General features: G+C 66.9%; 14 protein-coding genes. 5 read left to right on the top strand and 9 right to left on the bottom strand.

The features are described from left to right. Positions 1-205 precede the first annotated feature (205 nt). From QX041_RS25585 to QX041_RS25575, 3 genes are all read right to left on the bottom strand, one after another. A complete protein-coding gene (locus QX041_RS25585; RefSeq protein ID WP_316166923.1) occupies positions 206-1,453 on the bottom strand; it encodes an amidohydrolase family protein in 1,248 nt (415 codons plus the stop codon). Between the two features lie 119 nt (positions 1,454-1,572). Beyond that, entirely contained in the window at positions 1,573-5,226 is a 3,654-nt protein-coding gene (gene putA, locus QX041_RS25580; protein WP_316166922.1) for a trifunctional transcriptional regulator/proline dehydrogenase/L-glutamate gamma-semialdehyde dehydrogenase, read from the bottom strand. 81 nt (positions 5,227-5,307) lie between these two features. Beyond that, complete coding sequence (locus QX041_RS25575; RefSeq protein WP_315716478.1) at positions 5,308-6,114, bottom strand: lytic murein transglycosylase; 807 nt, start codon at positions 6,112-6,114, stop codon at positions 5,308-5,310. 272 nt (positions 6,115-6,386) lie between these two features. Here QX041_RS25575 and QX041_RS25570 point away from each other — a divergent pair, with 272 nt between their 5' ends. From QX041_RS25570 to QX041_RS25560, 3 genes are all read left to right on the top strand, one after another. Then, entirely contained in the window at positions 6,387-7,331 is a 945-nt protein-coding gene (locus QX041_RS25570; RefSeq protein ID WP_315826753.1) for an OmpA family protein, read from the top strand. A gap of 86 nt (positions 7,332-7,417) precedes the next feature. Next, the gene (locus QX041_RS25565; protein ID WP_315716476.1) at positions 7,418-7,930 is read left to right on the top strand and encodes a hypothetical protein; all 513 of its coding nucleotides are present in this window, start codon (positions 7,418-7,420) and stop codon (positions 7,928-7,930) included. A gap of 258 nt (positions 7,931-8,188) precedes the next feature. Continuing rightward, positions 8,189-8,509, top strand: a complete 321-nt coding sequence (locus QX041_RS25560; protein WP_315716475.1) for a hypothetical protein — start codon at positions 8,189-8,191, stop codon at positions 8,507-8,509. A 103-nt stretch (positions 8,510-8,612) separates the two neighbouring features. Here QX041_RS25560 and QX041_RS25555 read toward each other — a convergent pair whose 3' ends face one another. Further along, complete coding sequence (locus QX041_RS25555) at positions 8,613-8,987, bottom strand: thiol-disulfide oxidoreductase DCC family protein (protein WP_316166937.1); 375 nt, start codon at positions 8,985-8,987, stop codon at positions 8,613-8,615. A gap of 219 nt (positions 8,988-9,206) precedes the next feature. Here QX041_RS25555 and QX041_RS25550 point away from each other — a divergent pair, with 219 nt between their 5' ends. Beyond that, positions 9,207-9,443 (top strand): hypothetical protein, encoded by a 237-nt coding sequence (locus QX041_RS25550; RefSeq protein ID WP_315716474.1) that lies wholly within the window; start codon positions 9,207-9,209, stop codon positions 9,441-9,443. A 247-nt stretch (positions 9,444-9,690) separates the two neighbouring features. Here QX041_RS25550 and QX041_RS25545 read toward each other — a convergent pair whose 3' ends face one another. Continuing rightward, on the bottom strand, positions 9,691-10,638 hold the full coding sequence (locus QX041_RS25545) for a DUF817 domain-containing protein (protein WP_316166921.1): 948 nt from the start codon (positions 10,636-10,638) through the stop codon (positions 9,691-9,693). 368 nt (positions 10,639-11,006) lie between these two features. Between QX041_RS25545 and QX041_RS25540 the strand changes: the two genes are divergently transcribed. Next, a complete protein-coding gene (locus tag QX041_RS25540; protein ID WP_316166917.1) occupies positions 11,007-11,297 on the top strand; it encodes a DUF6881 domain-containing protein in 291 nt (96 codons plus the stop codon). 145 nt (positions 11,298-11,442) lie between these two features. Here the strand turns inward: QX041_RS25540 and rpoD are convergent, their stop codons facing one another. The 4 genes from rpoD to QX041_RS25520 form a co-directional block, all read right to left on the bottom strand. Beyond that, positions 11,443-13,551 carry an RNA polymerase sigma factor RpoD gene (rpoD, locus tag QX041_RS25535; protein ID WP_315717492.1) on the bottom strand — a complete coding sequence of 703 codons (2,109 nt, stop codon included), beginning with the start codon at positions 13,549-13,551 and terminating at the stop codon, positions 11,443-11,445. A 428-nt stretch (positions 13,552-13,979) separates the two neighbouring features. Next, positions 13,980-15,986 carry a DNA primase gene (gene dnaG / locus QX041_RS25530; RefSeq protein ID WP_315826730.1) on the bottom strand — a complete coding sequence of 669 codons (2,007 nt, stop codon included), beginning with the start codon at positions 15,984-15,986 and terminating at the stop codon, positions 13,980-13,982. Positions 15,987-16,253: 267 nt separating this feature from the next. Further along, positions 16,254-16,652 (bottom strand): gamma-glutamylcyclotransferase family protein, encoded by a 399-nt coding sequence (locus QX041_RS25525; protein ID WP_315717494.1) that lies wholly within the window; start codon positions 16,650-16,652, stop codon positions 16,254-16,256. Between the two features lie 62 nt (positions 16,653-16,714). After that, the gene (locus tag QX041_RS25520; RefSeq protein WP_315810604.1) at positions 16,715-17,527 is read right to left on the bottom strand and encodes a transglutaminase family protein; all 813 of its coding nucleotides are present in this window, start codon (positions 17,525-17,527) and stop codon (positions 16,715-16,717) included. Between the last annotated feature and the right edge of the window lie 83 nt (positions 17,528-17,610).

The raw sequence follows: 17,610 nt of genomic DNA, 5'->3' as shown, positions 1-17,610 counted from the left end.
AGCGGCAATCCCACGCCAAAATTTCTGCTGTTCCGCACGCCCCGCAACTGGTGGGCGCCCCAATGATCCCAGCTTGCTCCGCGTTGACCGTTTCTTTCGAATGCCCATCGCAACCTCCTCATCGAGTGTTGCGACGACCAATTGAATCCGCCCAAACGCTGGGACTGTCGACCATTGGCCCGGTGGACGTCGGCGTCGAGTTGCCTCAGCCGTTCAGCCTGTCGATGTGCATCTTGCCCGCCTTCATCACCAGCGGAATGTGATCGCCCTGGCCGAGCAGACACGAGATGTCGCGCAGCGGATTTCCCTCGACCACGAGCAGGTCGGCGAAGGCGCCGGGCGCGATGCAGCCGAGCCTGCCCTGCATGCCCAGCACCTCGGCGCCGATCACGGTCGCGCTGGCAATGACCTCGCGCGGACCAAGGATCTCGGCGCGGATCCGGAATTCATCGCTCTGCAGGCGCTGGGACGGTCCCAGGAGATCGCTGCCGAAGCCCATCTTGACGCCGGCGTCGCGGTAGATGCCGAGCGAGCGCAGGCCGGCATCGCGCACATCGGCGATCTTGGCGACGCTCTCCGGCGGCAGGCCATACTGCGCGCCCTCATTGGCGAGCGCCTCATAGGTGACGAGCGTCGGGATGACATAGACGCCCTGCTCGGCCATCAGGCGCGCGGTCGGAAGGTCGACCAGATTGCCATGCTCGATGGTGCGGACCCCGCAATGGACGGCGCGGGCGATGGCTTCCGCCGTGTAGGCATGCGCCAGGACGTAGGTCTGCCGCGCGCGGGCCTCGGCGACGATGGCGCGGATCTCGTCCTCGGAATAGCCGAACGCGCCGACCGGATCAGTCGGCGAGGCCACGCCGCCGGACGCCATGATCTTGATCTGGTCGGCGCCCATCTGCAGCTCCTCGCGCACCGCCTTGCGCACGGCATCGACGCCGTCGGCCACGCGGGCCAGCGCGCCGACGCGCACGCAGCACGGACAAGGGGCGTTGTCGGAGAGGAAATCCGTCCGCGCCCGCATGTCGCCATGGCCGCCGGTCTGGCTGAGCGCACGGCCGGAGACGAACAGCCGCGGGCCCTCGGTGAGGCCGGTGTCGACGGCCTGCTTCAGCGGATAGCCGGCGCCGCCGGCGTCACGCACCGTCGTAAAGCCCCGCCGCAGCATGCCCTTGAGCAGCAGCGCCGAGCGCAGGGTCACCAGCACGTTCGGCATCTGCACTTGCTGTGCGAGATTGAGCTCGACCGCGATCGCGTGGACGTGCAGATCGATCAGGCCGGGCATCAGCGTCTTGCCCTCGAGGTCGATGGCCTGGTCGGCGCTGGTCTGCAGCGGCTTGTCCGAGACCTCCTTGATCAGATTGCCCTCGACCAGAACGTGCTGCCCCTCGAGCAGGTCGGGCTGCAGCGGGTCGAGCAGTGCGGCATTCTTGAACAGGATGGTCGACATCGGGAGTCCTCGATCAGTACGAAGCGTGCGTCAGCGGGCGGAGCGGGCCGACGATGACGGTGTTCTCCCCTATCCTGTCCTGCGGCCTCGAGCCAGCCCGGGGCGGAATACCTGTCTTCTCAGCCGATCGACATCAGGCTGGCATTGCCGCCGGCGGCTGCGGTGTTGGTGGAGAGACTGACCTCGGTGACGAGCCGGTCGAGATCGTAGCAGCCGTCGCTGGCGCGCGGCGTGACGAGCGGGACGATCGGTCCGGGGCGCGTGGCGAGGTCACGGCCGAGCGCGATCAATTCATCCGCCTCGCCGTCGGAAAGCACGGCCTGCAGATCGCCGAGAGCCCGCCAGCTGTCGACGATCCGCAGGCGGCCGCGCAGCCGGCTGGTGAGCGGTCCCAACACGGCACAAGCAGGGCTGGCGCGTTCGACGAACGCGTCGTTTCCGGTCATCAGAATGACGCCGATCTGGACCAGCAGCGCCTGCTCGCTTCTCGCCAGTGCAGCGACGACGCCGCGCGCGGTGATGCGATAGATGTTCTGTTCGCCGACGGGTCCTGGCAACTCGATCTCGAGCCCGGCCAGCACCTGGGGCCCATGCGCCTCGCACGCCAGCGCCGCCTCGGCGTGTCCGCTGGCGCGCAACCCGTCGAGATAAGAGCGCAAGACCGCGTCAGACTGCGACGCCATGAGCCGCTGGCGCGGCGGCATCGCGAACAGCCGGCGCAGATATAGCGGACCGCCGGCCTTCGGCCCGGTCCCCGACAGGCCGGAGCCGCCGAACGGCTGCACGCCGACGACCGCGCCGATGACGTTGCGGTTGACGTAGATGTTGCCCGCCGCGCTGCGGCCCGACGCCCGCGCAATTGTCTCCGTGATCCGCGAGTGGATGCCGAAGGTCAGGCCATAGCCGGTGAGATTGATCGCGTCGATGAGGTCAGCGAGCTGCTCGCGACGGTAGCGCAGGACGTGGAGGACGGGGCCGAACACCTCGCGCTCGACATCGAATATGTTGCCGATTTCGATGATGGTCGGCGCGACGAACGTGCCATGCGCCGCCTGCGGCGGCAGCGGCAGCCGCTCCACGGCATGGCCGCGCGCCTGCATCGTGGCAACATGCGCATCGAGCGTGTCGCGGGCCTCGCCGCTGATCACCGGGCCGACATCGACCGACAACGACGCGGGATTGCCGAGTTCAAGCTCGCGCAGCGCGCCGCGCAGCATCGACAGGATGCGGTCGGCGACGTCCGCCTGCAGGCAGAGGATGCGCAGCGCCGAACAGCGCTGGCCAGCGGAGTCGAAGGCGGAAGCGATGACATCGCCGACAACCTGCTCGGCGAGCGCCGAGGAATCCACGATCAGCGCGTTCTGGCCGCCGGTCTCGGCGATCAGCGGCACGGGCTGTCCATGGACGGTCAGGCGCTCGGCAAGCTGTTTCTGGATCAGCCGCGCGACGTCGGTCGATCCCGTGAACATCACGGCCTGGACGCGGGCGTCGGCCACCAGCGCCGCGCCGACGCGGCCATCGCCCGGCAGCAACTGCAGGACATCGGCCGGCACGCCAGCCTCGTTGATGATGCGGACGGCCTCGGCGGCGATCAGCGGCGTCTCCTCGGCAGGTTTCGCCAGCACCGGATTGCCGGCCGCGAGTGCGGCCGCGACCTGGCCGGTGAAGATCGCGAGCGGAAAATTCCACGGGCTGATGCAGACCACGGGGCCGAGCGAGCCGGGACTATCGCCCTCGGAGAGACGTTCGATCTCGCCCGCATAATAGCGCAGGAAATCGACGGCTTCGCGCACCTCGCCGACGGCGTTCGCAAAGGTCTTGCCGGCCTCGCGGACGCTCAAGCCGATGAGGACGAGGCGACGCGCCTCCATCGTCTCGGCCGCGGCGCGCAGGCATGCGGCGCGCGCGTGGGGGCTGGTCGCGGCCCAGGCCGGGGCGGCGTTTGTCGCACGCGACAGCGCCGCCTCGATCTCGGCAGGCGCGGCATCCCTGACCGCGCCGACGACGTCACGGCGGTCGGCGGGATTACGAATGCGGCGCGCGCCTTCGCTGGTCGTCGCTCCGGGCGCCGCAGCCGTCCAATCGAGGCTCGCGCTCGTGACCAGGCCTTCGCCGAGACGTGCCAGCGCGCGCTGATCGGAGAGATCGAATCCGGCCGAGTTCACGCGGCCCGGGCCGAACAGCTCAGGCGGGCGCCTGATCTTGTCGTGGGGCGCGCCCGGGCGTTCCGACGCGCGAACGATGGCGACGGGATCCGCGATCAGATCGTCGACGGAGACGGCGGGATCGGCGATGCGGTTGACGAAGGAGGTGTTGGCGCCGTTCTCCAGCAGCCGCCGCACCAGATAGGCCAGCAGCGTCTCATGCGAACCGACCGGCGCGTAGATGCGGCACGGGCGGCCGAGCCGTGCAGGTCCGACAACTTCCTCGTAGAGCGGCTCGCCCATGCCGTGCAGGCACTGGAATTCATACTGGCCGCGTTCGTAGCTGGGGCCGGCCATCTCCACGATCGATGCCAGCGTCCGCGCATTATGCGTCGCGAACTGCGGGAACACGGCGTCGGGCGCGCCCAGGAGTTTGCGGGCGCAGGCGAGGTACGACACGTCGGTATGGTGCTTGCGCGTGAAGACCGGAAAGTCCTCCAGGCCATCGACCTGGGCGCGCTTGATCTCGCTGTCCCAATAGGCGCCCTTGACGAGGCGCACCATCAGCCGGCGCTGCGAGCGCCGCGCGAGGTCGATGAGCCAATCGACGACGAAGGCGCAGCGCTTCTGATAGGCCTGGATGACGAAGCCGATGCCGTTCCAGCCGGCGAGGTCCGGATCGAGGCAGAGCGCCTCGAGCAGATCGAGCGAGAGGTCGAGACGATCGGCTTCCTCGGCGTCGATGTTGAGGCCGATGTCGTATCCCCGCGCGAGCAGCACCAGCCGCTTCAGCCGCGGCAGCAGTTCGTTCATGACGCGGTCGCGCTTGATGCTGACATAGCGCGGATGCAGCGCCGAGAGCTTGATCGAGATGCCCGGCCCTTCGTAGATGCCAGCACCGGCCGCATGCCGCCCGATCGCATGGATCGCCGCCTCATAGGCGGCGAAGTAGCGCGCGGCGTCTTCCGCCGTGGTCGCCGCCTCCCCGAGCATGTCATAGGAATAGCGGAAGCCCTGCGCTTCCCATGGACGGCCGTTCGACAGCGCCGCGTCGATGGTCTGACCGGCCACGAACTGCTCGCCCATCAGGCGCATGGCGAGCGTCACGCCCCTGCGGATGATCGGCTCGCCGCCGCGGGCGATGAGCCGCGTCAGCGCCGAGGCCAGGCTGTCCTCGCTGGCAGCGGCCGTCAGCGTGCCGGTGACGATGAGGCCCCAGGTCGCGGCGTTCACCAGCAGCGACGGGCTGTGCCCGATATGGGCGCGCCAGTCGCCGGTCGCGATCTTGTCGCGGATCAGCGCATCGCGCGTCGCGGTGTCCGGAATCCGCAGCAGCGCCTCGGCCAGGCACATCAGGGCCACGCCCTCCTGGCTCGACAGCGAATATTCGTGGATCAGTCCCTCGACGCCGCCGGATTGCGCCTTGCCGCGCAGACGCAGGACCAGATCCCGCGCCAGACCGGCCGCTCGTGCCGACGATGCCTCCGGGAGCGCGGCGAGATCGAGCAGCGGCGCGATGCAGTCCGGCTCGGCGCGACGATAGGCCGAGGTGATTGCGGCGCGCAGCCCGATCTGGCGCTGAACCTGGGCATCGAACGCGGCGAACGGTCGTGGCGACGACTGCGACATGACCCGTCTCCTCTGAAGCGATCCTGGTCATTCACCGCGCATGCACGGGGCCTGAGAGCACAGAGCGAGCGACGATCCGCGCTACCGCCCGATCAACTGATCGGCATAGTAGCCGATGGTCTTGCGATAGATCACCGCCCTGTTCCACTCGCGCATCGCCTCGAAATTGGCCGAGCCCTCGTCATAGGGCGCACCCATCTTGAAGCCGTTGCTGTGCAGCAGGTTGGCGGTCGAGGCCAGCACGTCGGCCGTGGAGTGGCGCAAATCGACGCGGCCGTCGCCGTCGAAATCGACGCCGTATTTGATGTAGGACGATGGCAGGAACTGGGTCTGGCCGATCTCGCCGGCGAAGGCGCCGACGAGATCGCGCAGAGTGAGATCGCCGCGCTGGACGATCTTCAGCGCCGCCAGCAGCTCGCCCTGGAACAGTTCGGTGCGGCGGCAGTCATGCGCCAGGGTGGCGAGCGTGCGGATCACCGGCAGCTTGCCCATGTCGCCCTTGCCGAAATCGGTCTCCAGCCCCCAGATCGCGACCAGGATCTGGCGCGGCACGCCATATTGCTGCTCGATGCGCGACAGCAGCGCCGCGTGCCGCTGCAGCATGGCGCGGCCGCCATTGATGCGGCCCGCGCCGACGCGGGTCGAGACGTACTGCTCGAAGCTCTTGTTGAAGGTGTAGCGCTGGCGGCGGTCGAAGGCGAGCACGGCCGGATCGAGCGTCACGCCCGACAACGCCTGGCTGATCGTGCCGCCCGAGACGCCGGCGCTCTGCGCCTCCGCCGAGACGCCCGCGATGAAGGTATTGAAGTCGCCGCCGCAGCGCGCGGCCAAAGCGGGAGAGGCAAAGGAGAGGATCGCGACGGCAACAAGGAAGCGGACAACGGACATGAGGAGAAAGGTCCCTGCATGAGAGCATGATGACGGCAGTCCGGCGGCGGACGCCGTCACAATGCCTGATTTGGCGGTACCAGGCCAGCCGGCGGGCGATAGCCACCGAACCGCACCCCATCGTCATCTTTTTTTGAACGGTCGGCGCGCTCGTCGCCACTCATGCAGGGCGTGCCTCGTCCGACGTCGCGCCGTTTTCGCGCGCCGATCCAAGCGCGCGTTCTGAAAACCACGAGCGTTGGCACCACTTTTCGGGAGAGGTCCCCATGACGATGATGTTCCGGCTCGGCACACTGGCGCAGCTCACCTTGGTCGCGGCCCTGATGTGTCACGGCCTGGCGCCCGCGGCCGCTCAGCCGGGCGATGTGGCGGGCGCAAAGGATTACCCCGGGATCGGCCGCTTCGCCGGCAGCGTGATCACCGGCTATGTCGCCAAGGATTTCGATGCCGTGCGGCTGCAGGCGGCGCCGTTCAAGGCGGACAGGGCGACCGACGAGCGACGCCTGGAGGGTCGTGTCGTCAGAATCGCCTATCGCACCGCGCCGGGTCCCTCGATCCTCGAAGTGTCGCGCAATTTCGAAAACCAGCTCGCCAAGGCCGGCTTCGAGAAGCTCCTCGCCTGCGACACCGATGCCTGCGGCGGCATTCCCTTCACCGAGGCGATCGACCTGCTGCCGGTTCCGCAGATGTGGGCCGATGGCTTCGACTACCGCTATTTTGCCGGCCGCAAGGAGGCCGGCGGCCGCGAGACCTTTGCCAGCGTGCTGGTCAGCCAGAACAACGAGCAGATCTATGCCCAGCTCACCGTTGCCGAGCTCGGCGCGATGGAGAACAAGATGGTGAGCGCAGCCGAGATGGCGAAGGGCCTCGGCGACAAGGGCCACATCGCGCTCTACGGCATCTATTTCGACACCGACAAGGCGACGATGAAGCCGGAGAGCCGGCCGACACTGGAGCAGATCGCGCAGTTGCTCGCCGGCCAGCCGCAGCTCAGCGTCTTCATCGTCGGCCATACCGACAACCAAGGCAGCTACGACTACAATCTCGATCTGTCACGGCGGCGCGCCGAGGCGGTCGCCGCCGAGCTTTCGCGCAGCTATCGCATCGCGCCAGCGCGGCTGCGCACCGCGGGCGTCGGCCTGCTCGCGCCGGTCGGCAGCAATGCCACCGATGCGGGCCGCGCGCTGAACCGCCGCGTCGAACTGGTGGCGCCCTGAGGCGCTGCGCCGGCGCGGCCGCTTGATCCTCGTCAACACCGTGCCATCATGACGCCCTAAGCTCCGCGGCCGAAATGGAGATCGCCATGATCGGGATTACGCTGTCGACCGACCAGATCCGCTCGGCGCCGCCGGAGGTGCGGCGTTGGATCGAGCATCAGGTGCTGTCGGGTCTCGGGCTCGGCCCGGAGGCGCCGCTGACGCCTACCCTCCCCGCCCAGAGCGCGCATCTCGTCGCCTGCAGCGTCGAGGATGCGGCCAAGGTCCTAGCGCAGATCCAGAGCGCGCTGCCCGCGGTGAACGTATTCTTCGAGTTCGGCCGGCCGGGCATCGCGATGGGCCAGCCGCCGATCATGATGTTCCGCCTGATCGACATCCTGCATCACACGCGGCTGCAGAACATCGGCCAGGTGATGGCCTCGCTGGAGATGATCAACAAGGCGCTGGTCGAGGTGAGGCACGATCCCTCGGTGCGCTTCTGCGGCTTCGACAATGAAGGCCACTGCCTGATCGCACCGGAGACGCAACGCGCGATCGCCAGCGTCTGGCAGAGCGTGATCGCCAGGCAGCACGGGGTGGCCGAGGGCGAGGCGGCGTGAGGCCGCGGCTCCGGTTTCAATGAGGCGTCATCCGGAGCGCGCGGGGGCCCGGAATGACGGAGCGAGATGTGCCGCGGGCGCCTCGTGCGCGCGAGGTCCGCGGACAAGAGAGGGCCGCCGGGACACTCCCGCCTCCTGTCCCAAATCGGCGCGCCGCACGCGGCGCAGCCATGCCCGCCCCGAGCGGCTCCGGCCTTGAGCCGGTCGCGGACGGTGCTACGATATCGTTGTCGTTCACGATCCCTCGGGAGATCGCCGATGCAGCACAATCAACGCCAGCGCCGATTGCTCCAGATCCCTCTGTTCCGCCTGCTCGCGATCAATCTCGCGCTCGGCCTCGGCATGGCCGTGGTGCTGGTCGGCGGATTGCTGCTGCTCGATCCCTGGGGCCTGCGTCACCTGATCTTCGCCGACCACTCGCCCGTCGTCGCCATCGGTCTCTTGCTCGGCTCGTTCTTCGTCACCTTCGGCTCGACCGCGATGGGCACCGCGATCATGGCGCTCGGCCGCGGTGATGATGACGACGGCCCGCACGGCGGCACGCGGGTGCATGCGCGGGTGAAGGTGCGGAGGCGGTAGAGGCGAGCTGTTACCACGCGCTCGGTGCGCTCCCCTCCCCGCAAGGGGGAGGGGAGTCGACCGCGCAAGCGGCCGAAGCCTTGGCTCAAGCGGCAGCTCTCGCTCACCAATGCCCCTTCCGCTTGTTCCAGGCGAACAGCACATCGGCAAACCGGTCATAGCCGAACCGCGTCAGCGGCCGCACCAGGCGGTTGCCGAACAGCGTCGCCAGCCAGCCCTCGCCCGGCGTGAGCTTCCACAGCAGCAGCGCCACGTCGGCGCCGGCGATCAGCTCGCCGTCCTCGTCGGTCGCGTGCAGGCGGCGGCGGACCGCGTCGACATCGGCGCCGAATGCGGCCAGCGCGTCGGGCTGCTCGTTGATGTCCTTGAACGCGACCCGGCCCGACTTGACCAGCGCCAGCAGCTTGTTGCGCTGCCAGTCGATGCCGGCGTCGCAGACCGGGCAGCGCGTGTTGTACCAGATGGTGAGTTGGGGCATCGACATGGGCTGCATTCGCGGCGGGGTGAGACGTCCACGATGAACGCACTTTCATCCGGCAAAATCGAGGTGTTTCGGGACCCCGCCGGCCGGTCCGTGATCGCTCCGGCCGCCCTGCCGATTCGGCGAAAACCATATGACGAAAAAGTCAAATTCGGGCAGCGGATAAGCATTTTCTGGCATTGACCGGACCGGTCCCGCCGCCGTAAAGCGCCATCCATGGCGAAAAAACCCGGCTCCAATCCCAAAGGCGAATTCGCCTTCTTCAACGTGACCTACGAGGACGGCTCGCAGCGCTCCAACCGGCGCGTCCCGGCCGAGCTGCTCGGCGGCCTCGACGGCGACGAGCCCGCGCGCGGCTTCATCATGGAGCAGGACCGCGAGATCGCCGAAAAATCCGGCCGCCCGCCGCTTCAGATCAAGTCGCTCGAGCGCGTTGGGGCGAAGAAGAAGTAGGCCGGCCGAGCTGCCGTAGGGTGGGCAAAGCGACCGCCGCCAGGCGGCCGCGTGCCCACGATCAACTGCGTACCACGAACGACGTCATCATGGGTTACGCGTCATGGCCGGGCTTGTCCCGGCCATCCGCGTCGTTGACGTCGCAATGACGTGGATGGGCGGGCCTTCGCCGCGACGAAGCGGCTTCAGCCGCGCAGGCGGGACAAGCCCGCGCATGACGCGGAGATATCTCGACCACATCAGACCGTCACGCCGCCTCTCGCTCCGGCTCGACGGCGGCCGACCTCACCGCCCTGCCCTGCTCCATCGCCCTCGGCCGGTTGATCAGGCTGACCAGCGTGTAGCTGATGATCAGCAGCAGAAACCACGAGCCGAGCTTGGCCGGCGACACCATGGCCCAGCCATGGGCCTGCTGCGGATAGAGCCAGATCCGGGTGAAGGTGCCGACGTTCTCCGACAGCCAGATGAACAGCGACACCAGGACGAGCCCGAGCAGCAGCGGCATCGACCGGTGCACGCGCCAGACCTTGAAGTGGACCGTGGCCGGCGCGAACAGTAGAGCGGCGCAGCCGAACAGCACGAGCCTTAGATCGATCCCATAATGGTCGGTGAAGAAGTTGAGGTAGATGGCCGCGCTCAAGCCGATCAGCCAACGCCGTGACGGGGGGCCCGTGAAGCGGAAATCGAACAGCCGCCAGACCCGGCAGAGATAGCTGCCGATGCAGGAATACATGAAGCCCGAGAACAGCGGCACGCCGCCGAGCCGGATCAGGCTCGGCTCGGGATAGATCCACGAGCCGGTCGCGGTTTTGAACAGCTCCATGGCGGTGCCGACGAGGTGATAGATCAGGATGATCTTCGCCTCCTCGAATGTCTCCAGACGGGCGGCGAGCAATGCGGCCTGGACGGCGAGCATGCAGAGGAAGAGGAAATCGTAGCGCGCGAGCGGCGCGTTCGCCGGATAGAACCGCCACGTCAGCAGCATCAGCACCACCGCGATGCCGCCAAACAAGCAGGCCCAGCCCTGCTTCACGCCGAAGCGGAGGAATTCGTAGAGGCCCCCAGTCCAGGGCGTCTCCGCCGCGCGGGCTGCGAGCCGAGCTTCGGCGGCAATGAAGGGGCGCAGCGGCGCCCAGATCGCGGCAGAGCTGGCGGGCGCGTGGAAAGCAGATGATGAGACTTCGTCGTGCTGCATGGAAGGCCGGATCGGTGAGGACACCGATGACTAGCAGCCGCGTGTCATGCCGCGTCAGCGTAAAGTTCCGTCTCTTCCCGCCGCAGCGCGGACACGTGCGGACGTGCGAAGGCTGACTTTTCTGCAGCGACAATCCAACGCACGGCTCCGCGGCGACGATGAAAGTGGCTCAGCCCGGTGCCGTAGGGTGGGCAACGCGACGCCGATAGACGGCGCGTGCCCACCATCAAGTGCGGCGCCCGTGATCGGTGGGCACGGCGCACGCAGCGACGGCGCAAGTCGACACAGCAAGCCTCGCCTTTGCCCACCCTACTATTGCTACACATGATATGGTTCGCAGAGGTTGTTCGCGGTGCATGATCCCAACGATGGGCGAGAACATCTATATACGAGTGCGCTGGCTTCACGACTTTCAGGATGAGCCAGTTGACTTGTGGAGCGAGCTCGATCGGGAGCGCTTTGAAACGCGCAAGCTCGAAATATTTCGCGATGGCACGGTGGGATTCGCAAGCGCCACCGAAGCAACCGACGGCACGCGACTCGGCTCGATCCCCGTTCCTCCGCTGGACGAAATCGCGAGAGATCCCGAGTTTGTACCCGAAGAGATTTCGCAGGAGGCTTTCGAGCGTCGTTGGAATGCACGGCATTCGCGCAGGTAACTCCAAACATGGCCGCGCATTACACAACCCCGCCTGCTTTCGCTCGTCCGGGCGCAAACGAAAACAGCGGACCGATCGGCCCGCCGTTGATGTCTCGATGGATTGCCGGGTCAAGCCCGGCAATGACGACCATTTGGTGGCCGAATTAGTTATCCAAGAAGCTCCGCAGCTTCCGCGACCTCGACGGATGCTTCAACTTCCGCAGGGCCTTCGCCTCGATCTGACGAATACGCTCTCTGGTCACCGAGAACTGCTGGCCGACTTCTTCCAGCGTGTGGTCGGTGTTCATGCCGATGCCGAAGCGCATGCGCAGCACACGCTCTTCGCGCGGGGTGAGCGAGGCGAGCACGCGGGTCGTCGTCTCGCGCAGGTTGGACTGGATGGCGGCGTCGATCGGCAGGATCGCGTTCTTGTCCTCGATGAAATCGCCGAGATGAGAGTCCTCCTCGTCACCCACGGGGGTTTCGAGCGAGAGCGGCTCCTTCGCGATCTTGAGGACCTTGCGCACCTTCTCCAAGGGCATGCCGAGCTTCTCGGCGAGCTCCTCGGGGGTCGGCTCGCGGCCGATCTCGTTCAGCATCTGGCGCGAGGTGCGGACGATCTTGTTGATCGTCTCGATCATGTGCACGGGGATGCGGATGGTGCGGGCCTGGTCGGCGATCGAGCGGGTGATCGCCTGCCGGATCCACCAGGTGGCGTAGGTCGAGAACTTGTAGCCGCGGCGGTACTCGAACTTGTCGACCGCCTTCATCAGGCCGATGTTGCCTTCCTGGATCAAGTCGAGGAACTGCAGGCCGCGGTTGGTGTACTTCTTGGCGATCGAGATCACGAGACGGAGGTTGGCTTCCACCATCTCCTTCTTGGCCTGACGGGCCTCGCGCTCGCCCTTCTGCACCGAGTGCACGATCTTGCGGAACTCGCCGATCTCCAGACCGGTGAGCGCGGCCATGGCCTGCACCTCCTGGCGCAGGTCCTTGATGCGGTCCTTCTCGTAATGGACGAAGTTCTTCCAGCCTTTGGCGGAGAGCTTGGACACGCGGTTGAGCCAGCGCGGATCGAGCTCCGAGCCCTGGTAGTTGCGCAGGAAGTCCTCGCGCGCGACGCCGTGGGAGTCGGCAAGCCGCATCAGCCGGCTCTCGAACGAGACCAGCTTCTTGTTGATGTCGTAGAGCTGCTCGACGAGGCTGTCGATGCGGGCCTGGTTGAGGCGCAGCGACTTCACCTCGACGATGATCTCGTCCTTGAGCTTCTTGTACTTGCGCTCCTGCGAGGGCGACAGCGACTCGCTCTGCAGCTGGTTGGCGATGTCCTGCTCCTGCAGGCGGCGCAGCTTCTTGTACTCGGACGCGATCTTGTCGAACGTCTCGACCACCTTCGGCTTCAGCTCGGCTTCGATGGCGGCGAGCGACATCTGGTTCTCGAACTCGTCGTCGTCCATGTCGGCTTCGGCCGCCGCCTCGCCGGGATCCTTCTCCTCGGCGGGCGCGCCGTTCGGCGCGGCGCGGAACGGCGTCGGCTGCTGCGGGGCGGCCGGCGGCGCGACCGCGGCCTGGACCTCGCCGCCCTCGGCCGCAGCGCCCTCGCCATTCACCGGCGCGGCGATCTGCGGATTCATGCCGCCCTTGGCCTCAGGGCCGGCATAGGTGGCTTCGAGATCGATGATGTCGCGAAGGAAGATCTTGCCTTCGTTGAGCTCGTCGCGCCAGATGATGATGGCCTGGAACGTCAGCGGGCTTTCGCAGAGGCCCGCGATCATCGCCTCGCGGCCGGCCTCGATGCGCTTGGCGATGGCGATTTCACCCTCGCGCGACAGCAGCTCGACGGTGCCCATCTCGCGCAGATACATGCGCACGGGATCGTCGGTGCGCTCGCCGGGCTCCGACTTCTTGACCTCGGTGACGGCCTTCTGGGTGATCTCGACGAGCTCGTTGTCGGTCTCGTCCTCGCCGTCGTCCTTCTCGTCGGACTCGTCGGCCTCCTCGGCCTCGGTCACGTTGATGCCCATGTCGGAGAGCATCGACATGATGTCTTCGATCTGTTCCGGCGAGGTAGTGTCGGAAGGCAGGACCTCGTTGAGCTGATCAAAGGTCACGAAGCCGCGCTTCTTGGCCTGCTTGATCATCTTCTTGACGGCGGCGTCCGACAGGTCGAGCAACGGCGACGGCGCATCGGCGGCGTCCTTCTCGGGAGCGTCCGCGGCCTTGTCGTCCTTTTCCTTGTCCTTCACCTGCAGCGTCTTTGCCTTCGTGGCCATTCATTGCTCCCGAAACGCGCCCGCTCCGCCCGTGGCATCGTAGCCCTTGGCATCGCGGCGCCCGCCTGCTCTACTCAAACTGTTCTCGACGCGGAAAGGGCGGCGCACTTTTAACGTCGCCACCCCCTGAAGCCCGTCGCTCGTTTCGTCCTACGCTGGTGTCGTCCCGTTTTCGGACCGGCGCGCGTTTCTTGCAAAAGCGATACCGGTTTTGCAATCGAATCCGGCGCCCGACATGCAGGCGCGGTGTCCGACAGCGAAACCAACCCATCTGCCGCAGAAAATGCCCCGGACCTCTTAAACTTCGATTAACCCTGTTTTTGCAGCCAAACCATGGATTTGGCGAGTCTTTTCGCGCGGACCTGATACCGCGCGGGCGGACCGGGCCGAAATGTGCTCAACTGGCGACAGGGCGCCGGGCGTCCCGTCTACACGTTGCGGTTGGTGCGTCCGGACAGTTCCCCGAAGCCTTCGATCAGCGCTTCGGTGCCGTCCATCTCGGCCATCCTGGCCTTCACGTCCCTCAACCAGCCCATGTTCGGCTCGCTCGGCTCCTCGCCCAGCGCCAGCTCGGCATCCTTCAATTCCCTAAGTAAGGAGTGCCATTGCCGATGCAAGGCAACGAGCTGATGCCAGGTCGCAAGAACGTCATCGCGCGCCGCGCCCGACTTGGTCGCCCACACCGCCGCCGTCGTGATCGCGCGCTCAACCCGTTGAAGAAGCTCGGAAAAGCCTGCCTTCTCCAGATCGGCCCGCATCTTCTCGGCCTGCTCGTCCGGATCCGGCGAATGGTGATGGTCGTGGGCGAAGGCGGCGATGATGGCGGCGCGGAGCTTGTGCGCCTCGGGATGGGCCAGTTCCAGCGCGGCGACCTCCTCCAGGTGGTCGTGCAGCAGCCAGGGGTGGTTGATCAGGCACTGCAGGATCAGGGCCTCCCGGCGCGAGATCGCCGAGCGCTGGCCGCGCATGATCGGGCTCATGGCGAGCTGCGGGCTGGCCGCCTGGTAGGGGCCGCGGGCCATGGCCTGGCCTGTGGATGGCGGTCCGCCGCGGCGACCGCCTCCTGTGGATAACCGCCCAGGCTGTCCGGAACCGGGACTGCGGGGAGCAAAACGCCGTCCTGATTCGGCACCGAAGCCGCGGCCAAACCCCCGGCCGCCGTCCGGGGCGAACGCCCGGTACAGCCGGTCGCCGAGATCCTGCTTGTAGTAGCGCCGTACCACCTCGTCGGCGATGCCGCCGGTGAGCTGGCCGATCCGCGCCTCCAGCGCGGCACGGCGCTCCGGGGTGTTGAAGCTGCCGCCCTCGATCTCGCGCGACCAGATCACCTCGGCGAGGGGTTTTGCGATTTTGAGCACCTCCTCGACCGCGCCGCGACCGCCGGAGCGGACGAGGTCGTCGGGATCCTGTCCCTCGGGCAAGAGCGCGAAGCGCAGGCTCTTGCCAGGCTTGAGATGCGGCAAAGCAATGTCTGCGGCCCGATAGGCCGCCTTTTGGCCGGCGCGGTCGCCATCGAAACACAGGATCGGCTCGTCGACCATCTTCCAGATCAGCGAAAGTTGGCTCTCGGTCAGCGCGGTGCCGAGCGGCGCCACGGCGCCGGCAAAGCCGGCCGCGACCAGCGCAATGACGTCGACATAGCCCTCGACCACGATCATCGGCGCGCCGCTATGGGCGGCCTGACGGGCGCTGGCGAGATTGTAGAGGTTGTCGCCCTTGTGGAAGAGCGGCGTCTCCGGCGAGTTCAGGTATTTCGCCGGCACGTCCTTCTGCAGCGCGCGGCCGCCGAAGGCGATGACGCGTCCGCGGAGATCGGTGATCGGGAACATCACGCGGTCGCGGAAGCGGTCGTAGGGCACGGGAATGTCGTCGCCGCCGACCAGCAATCCCGCCTCGACCATGTCGGCCACCGGGACGCCCTGGGCGCCGAGATATTCCTTCAGCGCAAACCGCTCCTGCGAAGCATAGCCGAGGCGAAACTGGAGCTGCGTCTGCGGCAGGATCGCGCGATCGGCAAGATAGCCGCGGGCGCGCGCGCCATGACGGGAGGCCAGCGTGTCAGAAAAGAACTTGGCCGCCAGCTCCATCACGTCGTACAGCGTCTTGCGCTGCCGCTCCTGGCGCGCCGCATCGGGCGTGACCGCGGGCAGCGCCAGGCCGGCGATTCCCGCCAGCCGCTCCACAGCTTCGGGGAAGCTGCAGCCCTCGGTCTCCATCACGAAGTCGAAGATGTTGCCGTGCTTGCCGGACGAGAAGTCGTGATAAAAACCCTTCTGGTCGTTGACGTAGAAGGACGGCGTCTTCTCCTGCTGGAACGGCGACAGCCCCTTCCACTCGCGCCCGGCCTTCTTGAGCTTCACGCGCTTGCCGACGACGTCCGAGACCGGAAGCCGGGCGCGCAGCTCATCGAGAAATTCCGGCGTGAAGCGGGCCATGAGCGGGCTGGTGGTCCTGTGGTGGTGGCCTAGGCATATAGGCCCCCGTGTACGAAATGTGAACTTCCTCCGGCTTGTCCGGGCTATTCACAGGCACGGCCCTCTCCTCTCGTCATTCCGGGGCGCCCGCAGGGCGAGCCCGGAATCCATAACCACGACCAGTCGTGAGGCGGGACGGCCGCGCCACTGCGTGTCCTCGCACCGCTTGTGGTTATGGATTCCGGGCCCATCGCTGCGCGATGTCCCGGAATGACGGCGCGGAGAGACTTAGGGCGCCAAAAACCGTCCCGAGGCGATGCGGGCGACCTCGTCCACGGGCCAGTTGTACACGTAGGTCCAGGCCTCGCGGGCCGCGCCGTCGGCCAGCGTCACGGCGAGGCACCGGCGCAGATATTCGGTCGGCGCGGCGAAGCCTTCGCCGCAGGCCTCGTACATGTCGAACTCGCGCAGCATCGGCTCGGGCTGGTGCAGCCGGAACAGTTCGCCATGGACGAGATCGGCCGCGTCATCGGACGGCACCAGGCCGGGATAATGCTGGATGCGGTACAGCCGGCCGCGGCAGCTTGCCTCGGCGACGAAATCGGCATTGGCCGACAACAGCCGCGCCATCGGATGGTCGAAGCCGCGCATCAGCGTGCCGTAGACGAACAGGAGATCGGTGGTCATGGCCCGTCTATAGCGGCGATCGCCGATGATGCGAAGCGGCGGCCGGCCGCGCCTTTCTCTGCTCAGGCGGCCGCGATCTCATCGCTGACGACGTGGAATTTGGTCAGGGTCATCAGGCCGAACGAGGTCGACAGCGCGACGTCGGCGGCGTCCCGTCCGGTCGCCATCAGGATGCGGCCGATGCGGGGCACGTTGTGGCGGGCATCGAACGTGTACCACCGGCCCGAGAGATAGACCTCGAACCAGCCCGAGAAATCCATCGGGACCGGGTCCGGCGGCACGCCGATGTCGCCGAGATAACCGGTGCAATAGCGCGCCGGAATGCCCATGCAGCGGCAGAAGGTCAGCGCGAGGTGGGCGAAGTCGCGGCAGACGCCGGCGCGCTGCTGATAGACGTCGTGCGCCGACTTCATGGCGTGGGCGTGCTCATAGCCGAACGTGACGTGGCCGTGCACGAAGTCGCAGATCGCCTGCACGCGCGCCCATCCCGCCGGCGCGCTGCCGAACAACGACCAGGCGACCTCGGCCAGCTTGTCGGTCTCGCAATAGCGGCTCGGCATCAGATACAGCAGAAGCTCATCGGGCAGCTGCTCGATCGACAGTTGCTGGGCGCCGGGATCGATCGCGTCCGGCCGCCCGCTGTCGCGGACGATGGCGCTGCCGTGGAAGGTGACCCCGCCGGCCGGCGCCACCAGCCGTCCACAGAGATTGCCGAAGCTGTCGTTGTAGAATTTGATCGGCACCTTGGGCTCGGTCGTAATCGTCTCGGTGCCGACGATGTCGGGAAAGCGCGACGGATGGATCGACAGCATGATCACCATCGGCGTTGCCGCCGGAGCCGCATAGGCGATCTCAAATCCAACCTTGATCAGCATGAAGGCTCCTTCGCCCCGTTCGGGCGGCACGATGCGCCAGCCTCATCCAGCCCGGACCGTAGGCCCATTGCGAACTTCTGTCT

The organism is Bradyrhizobium sp. SZCCHNRI2009, from assembly GCF_032485115.1.
Taxonomy (GTDB): Bacteria; Pseudomonadota; Alphaproteobacteria; order Rhizobiales; family Xanthobacteraceae; genus Bradyrhizobium.
This window is presented reverse-complemented; position numbering and strand designations above follow the sequence as displayed.

Bases quoted from the DNA above. Each gene is read 5' to 3' on its own strand.
- QX041_RS25585 (WP_316166923.1), bottom strand. From the start codon at position 1,453: ATGTCGACCATCCTGTTCAAGAATGCCGCACTGCTCGACCCGCTGCAG.
- putA (WP_316166922.1), bottom strand. From the start codon at position 5,226: ATGTCGCAGTCGTCGCCACGACCGTTCGCCGCGTTCGATGCCCAGGTT.
- QX041_RS25575 (WP_315716478.1), bottom strand. From the start codon at position 6,114: ATGTCCGTTGTCCGCTTCCTTGTTGCCGTCGCGATCCTCTCCTTTGCC.
- QX041_RS25570 (WP_315826753.1), top strand. From the start codon at position 6,387: ATGATGTTCCGGCTCGGCACACTGGCGCAGCTCACCTTGGTCGCGGCC.
- QX041_RS25565 (WP_315716476.1), top strand. From the start codon at position 7,418: ATGATCGGGATTACGCTGTCGACCGACCAGATCCGCTCGGCGCCGCCG.
- QX041_RS25560 (WP_315716475.1), top strand. From the start codon at position 8,189: ATGCAGCACAATCAACGCCAGCGCCGATTGCTCCAGATCCCTCTGTTC.
- QX041_RS25555 (WP_316166937.1), bottom strand. From the start codon at position 8,987: ATGCCCCAACTCACCATCTGGTACAACACGCGCTGCCCGGTCTGCGAC.
- QX041_RS25550 (WP_315716474.1), top strand. From the start codon at position 9,207: ATGGCGAAAAAACCCGGCTCCAATCCCAAAGGCGAATTCGCCTTCTTC.
- QX041_RS25545 (WP_316166921.1), bottom strand. From the start codon at position 10,638: ATGCAGCACGACGAAGTCTCATCATCTGCTTTCCACGCGCCCGCCAGC.
- QX041_RS25540 (WP_316166917.1), top strand. From the start codon at position 11,007: ATGGGCGAGAACATCTATATACGAGTGCGCTGGCTTCACGACTTTCAG.
- rpoD (WP_315717492.1), bottom strand. From the start codon at position 13,551: ATGGCCACGAAGGCAAAGACGCTGCAGGTGAAGGACAAGGAAAAGGAC.
- dnaG (WP_315826730.1), bottom strand. From the start codon at position 15,986: ATGGCCCGCTTCACGCCGGAATTTCTCGATGAGCTGCGCGCCCGGCTT.
- QX041_RS25525 (WP_315717494.1), bottom strand. From the start codon at position 16,652: ATGACCACCGATCTCCTGTTCGTCTACGGCACGCTGATGCGCGGCTTC.
- QX041_RS25520 (WP_315810604.1), bottom strand. From the start codon at position 17,527: ATGCTGATCAAGGTTGGATTTGAGATCGCCTATGCGGCTCCGGCGGCA.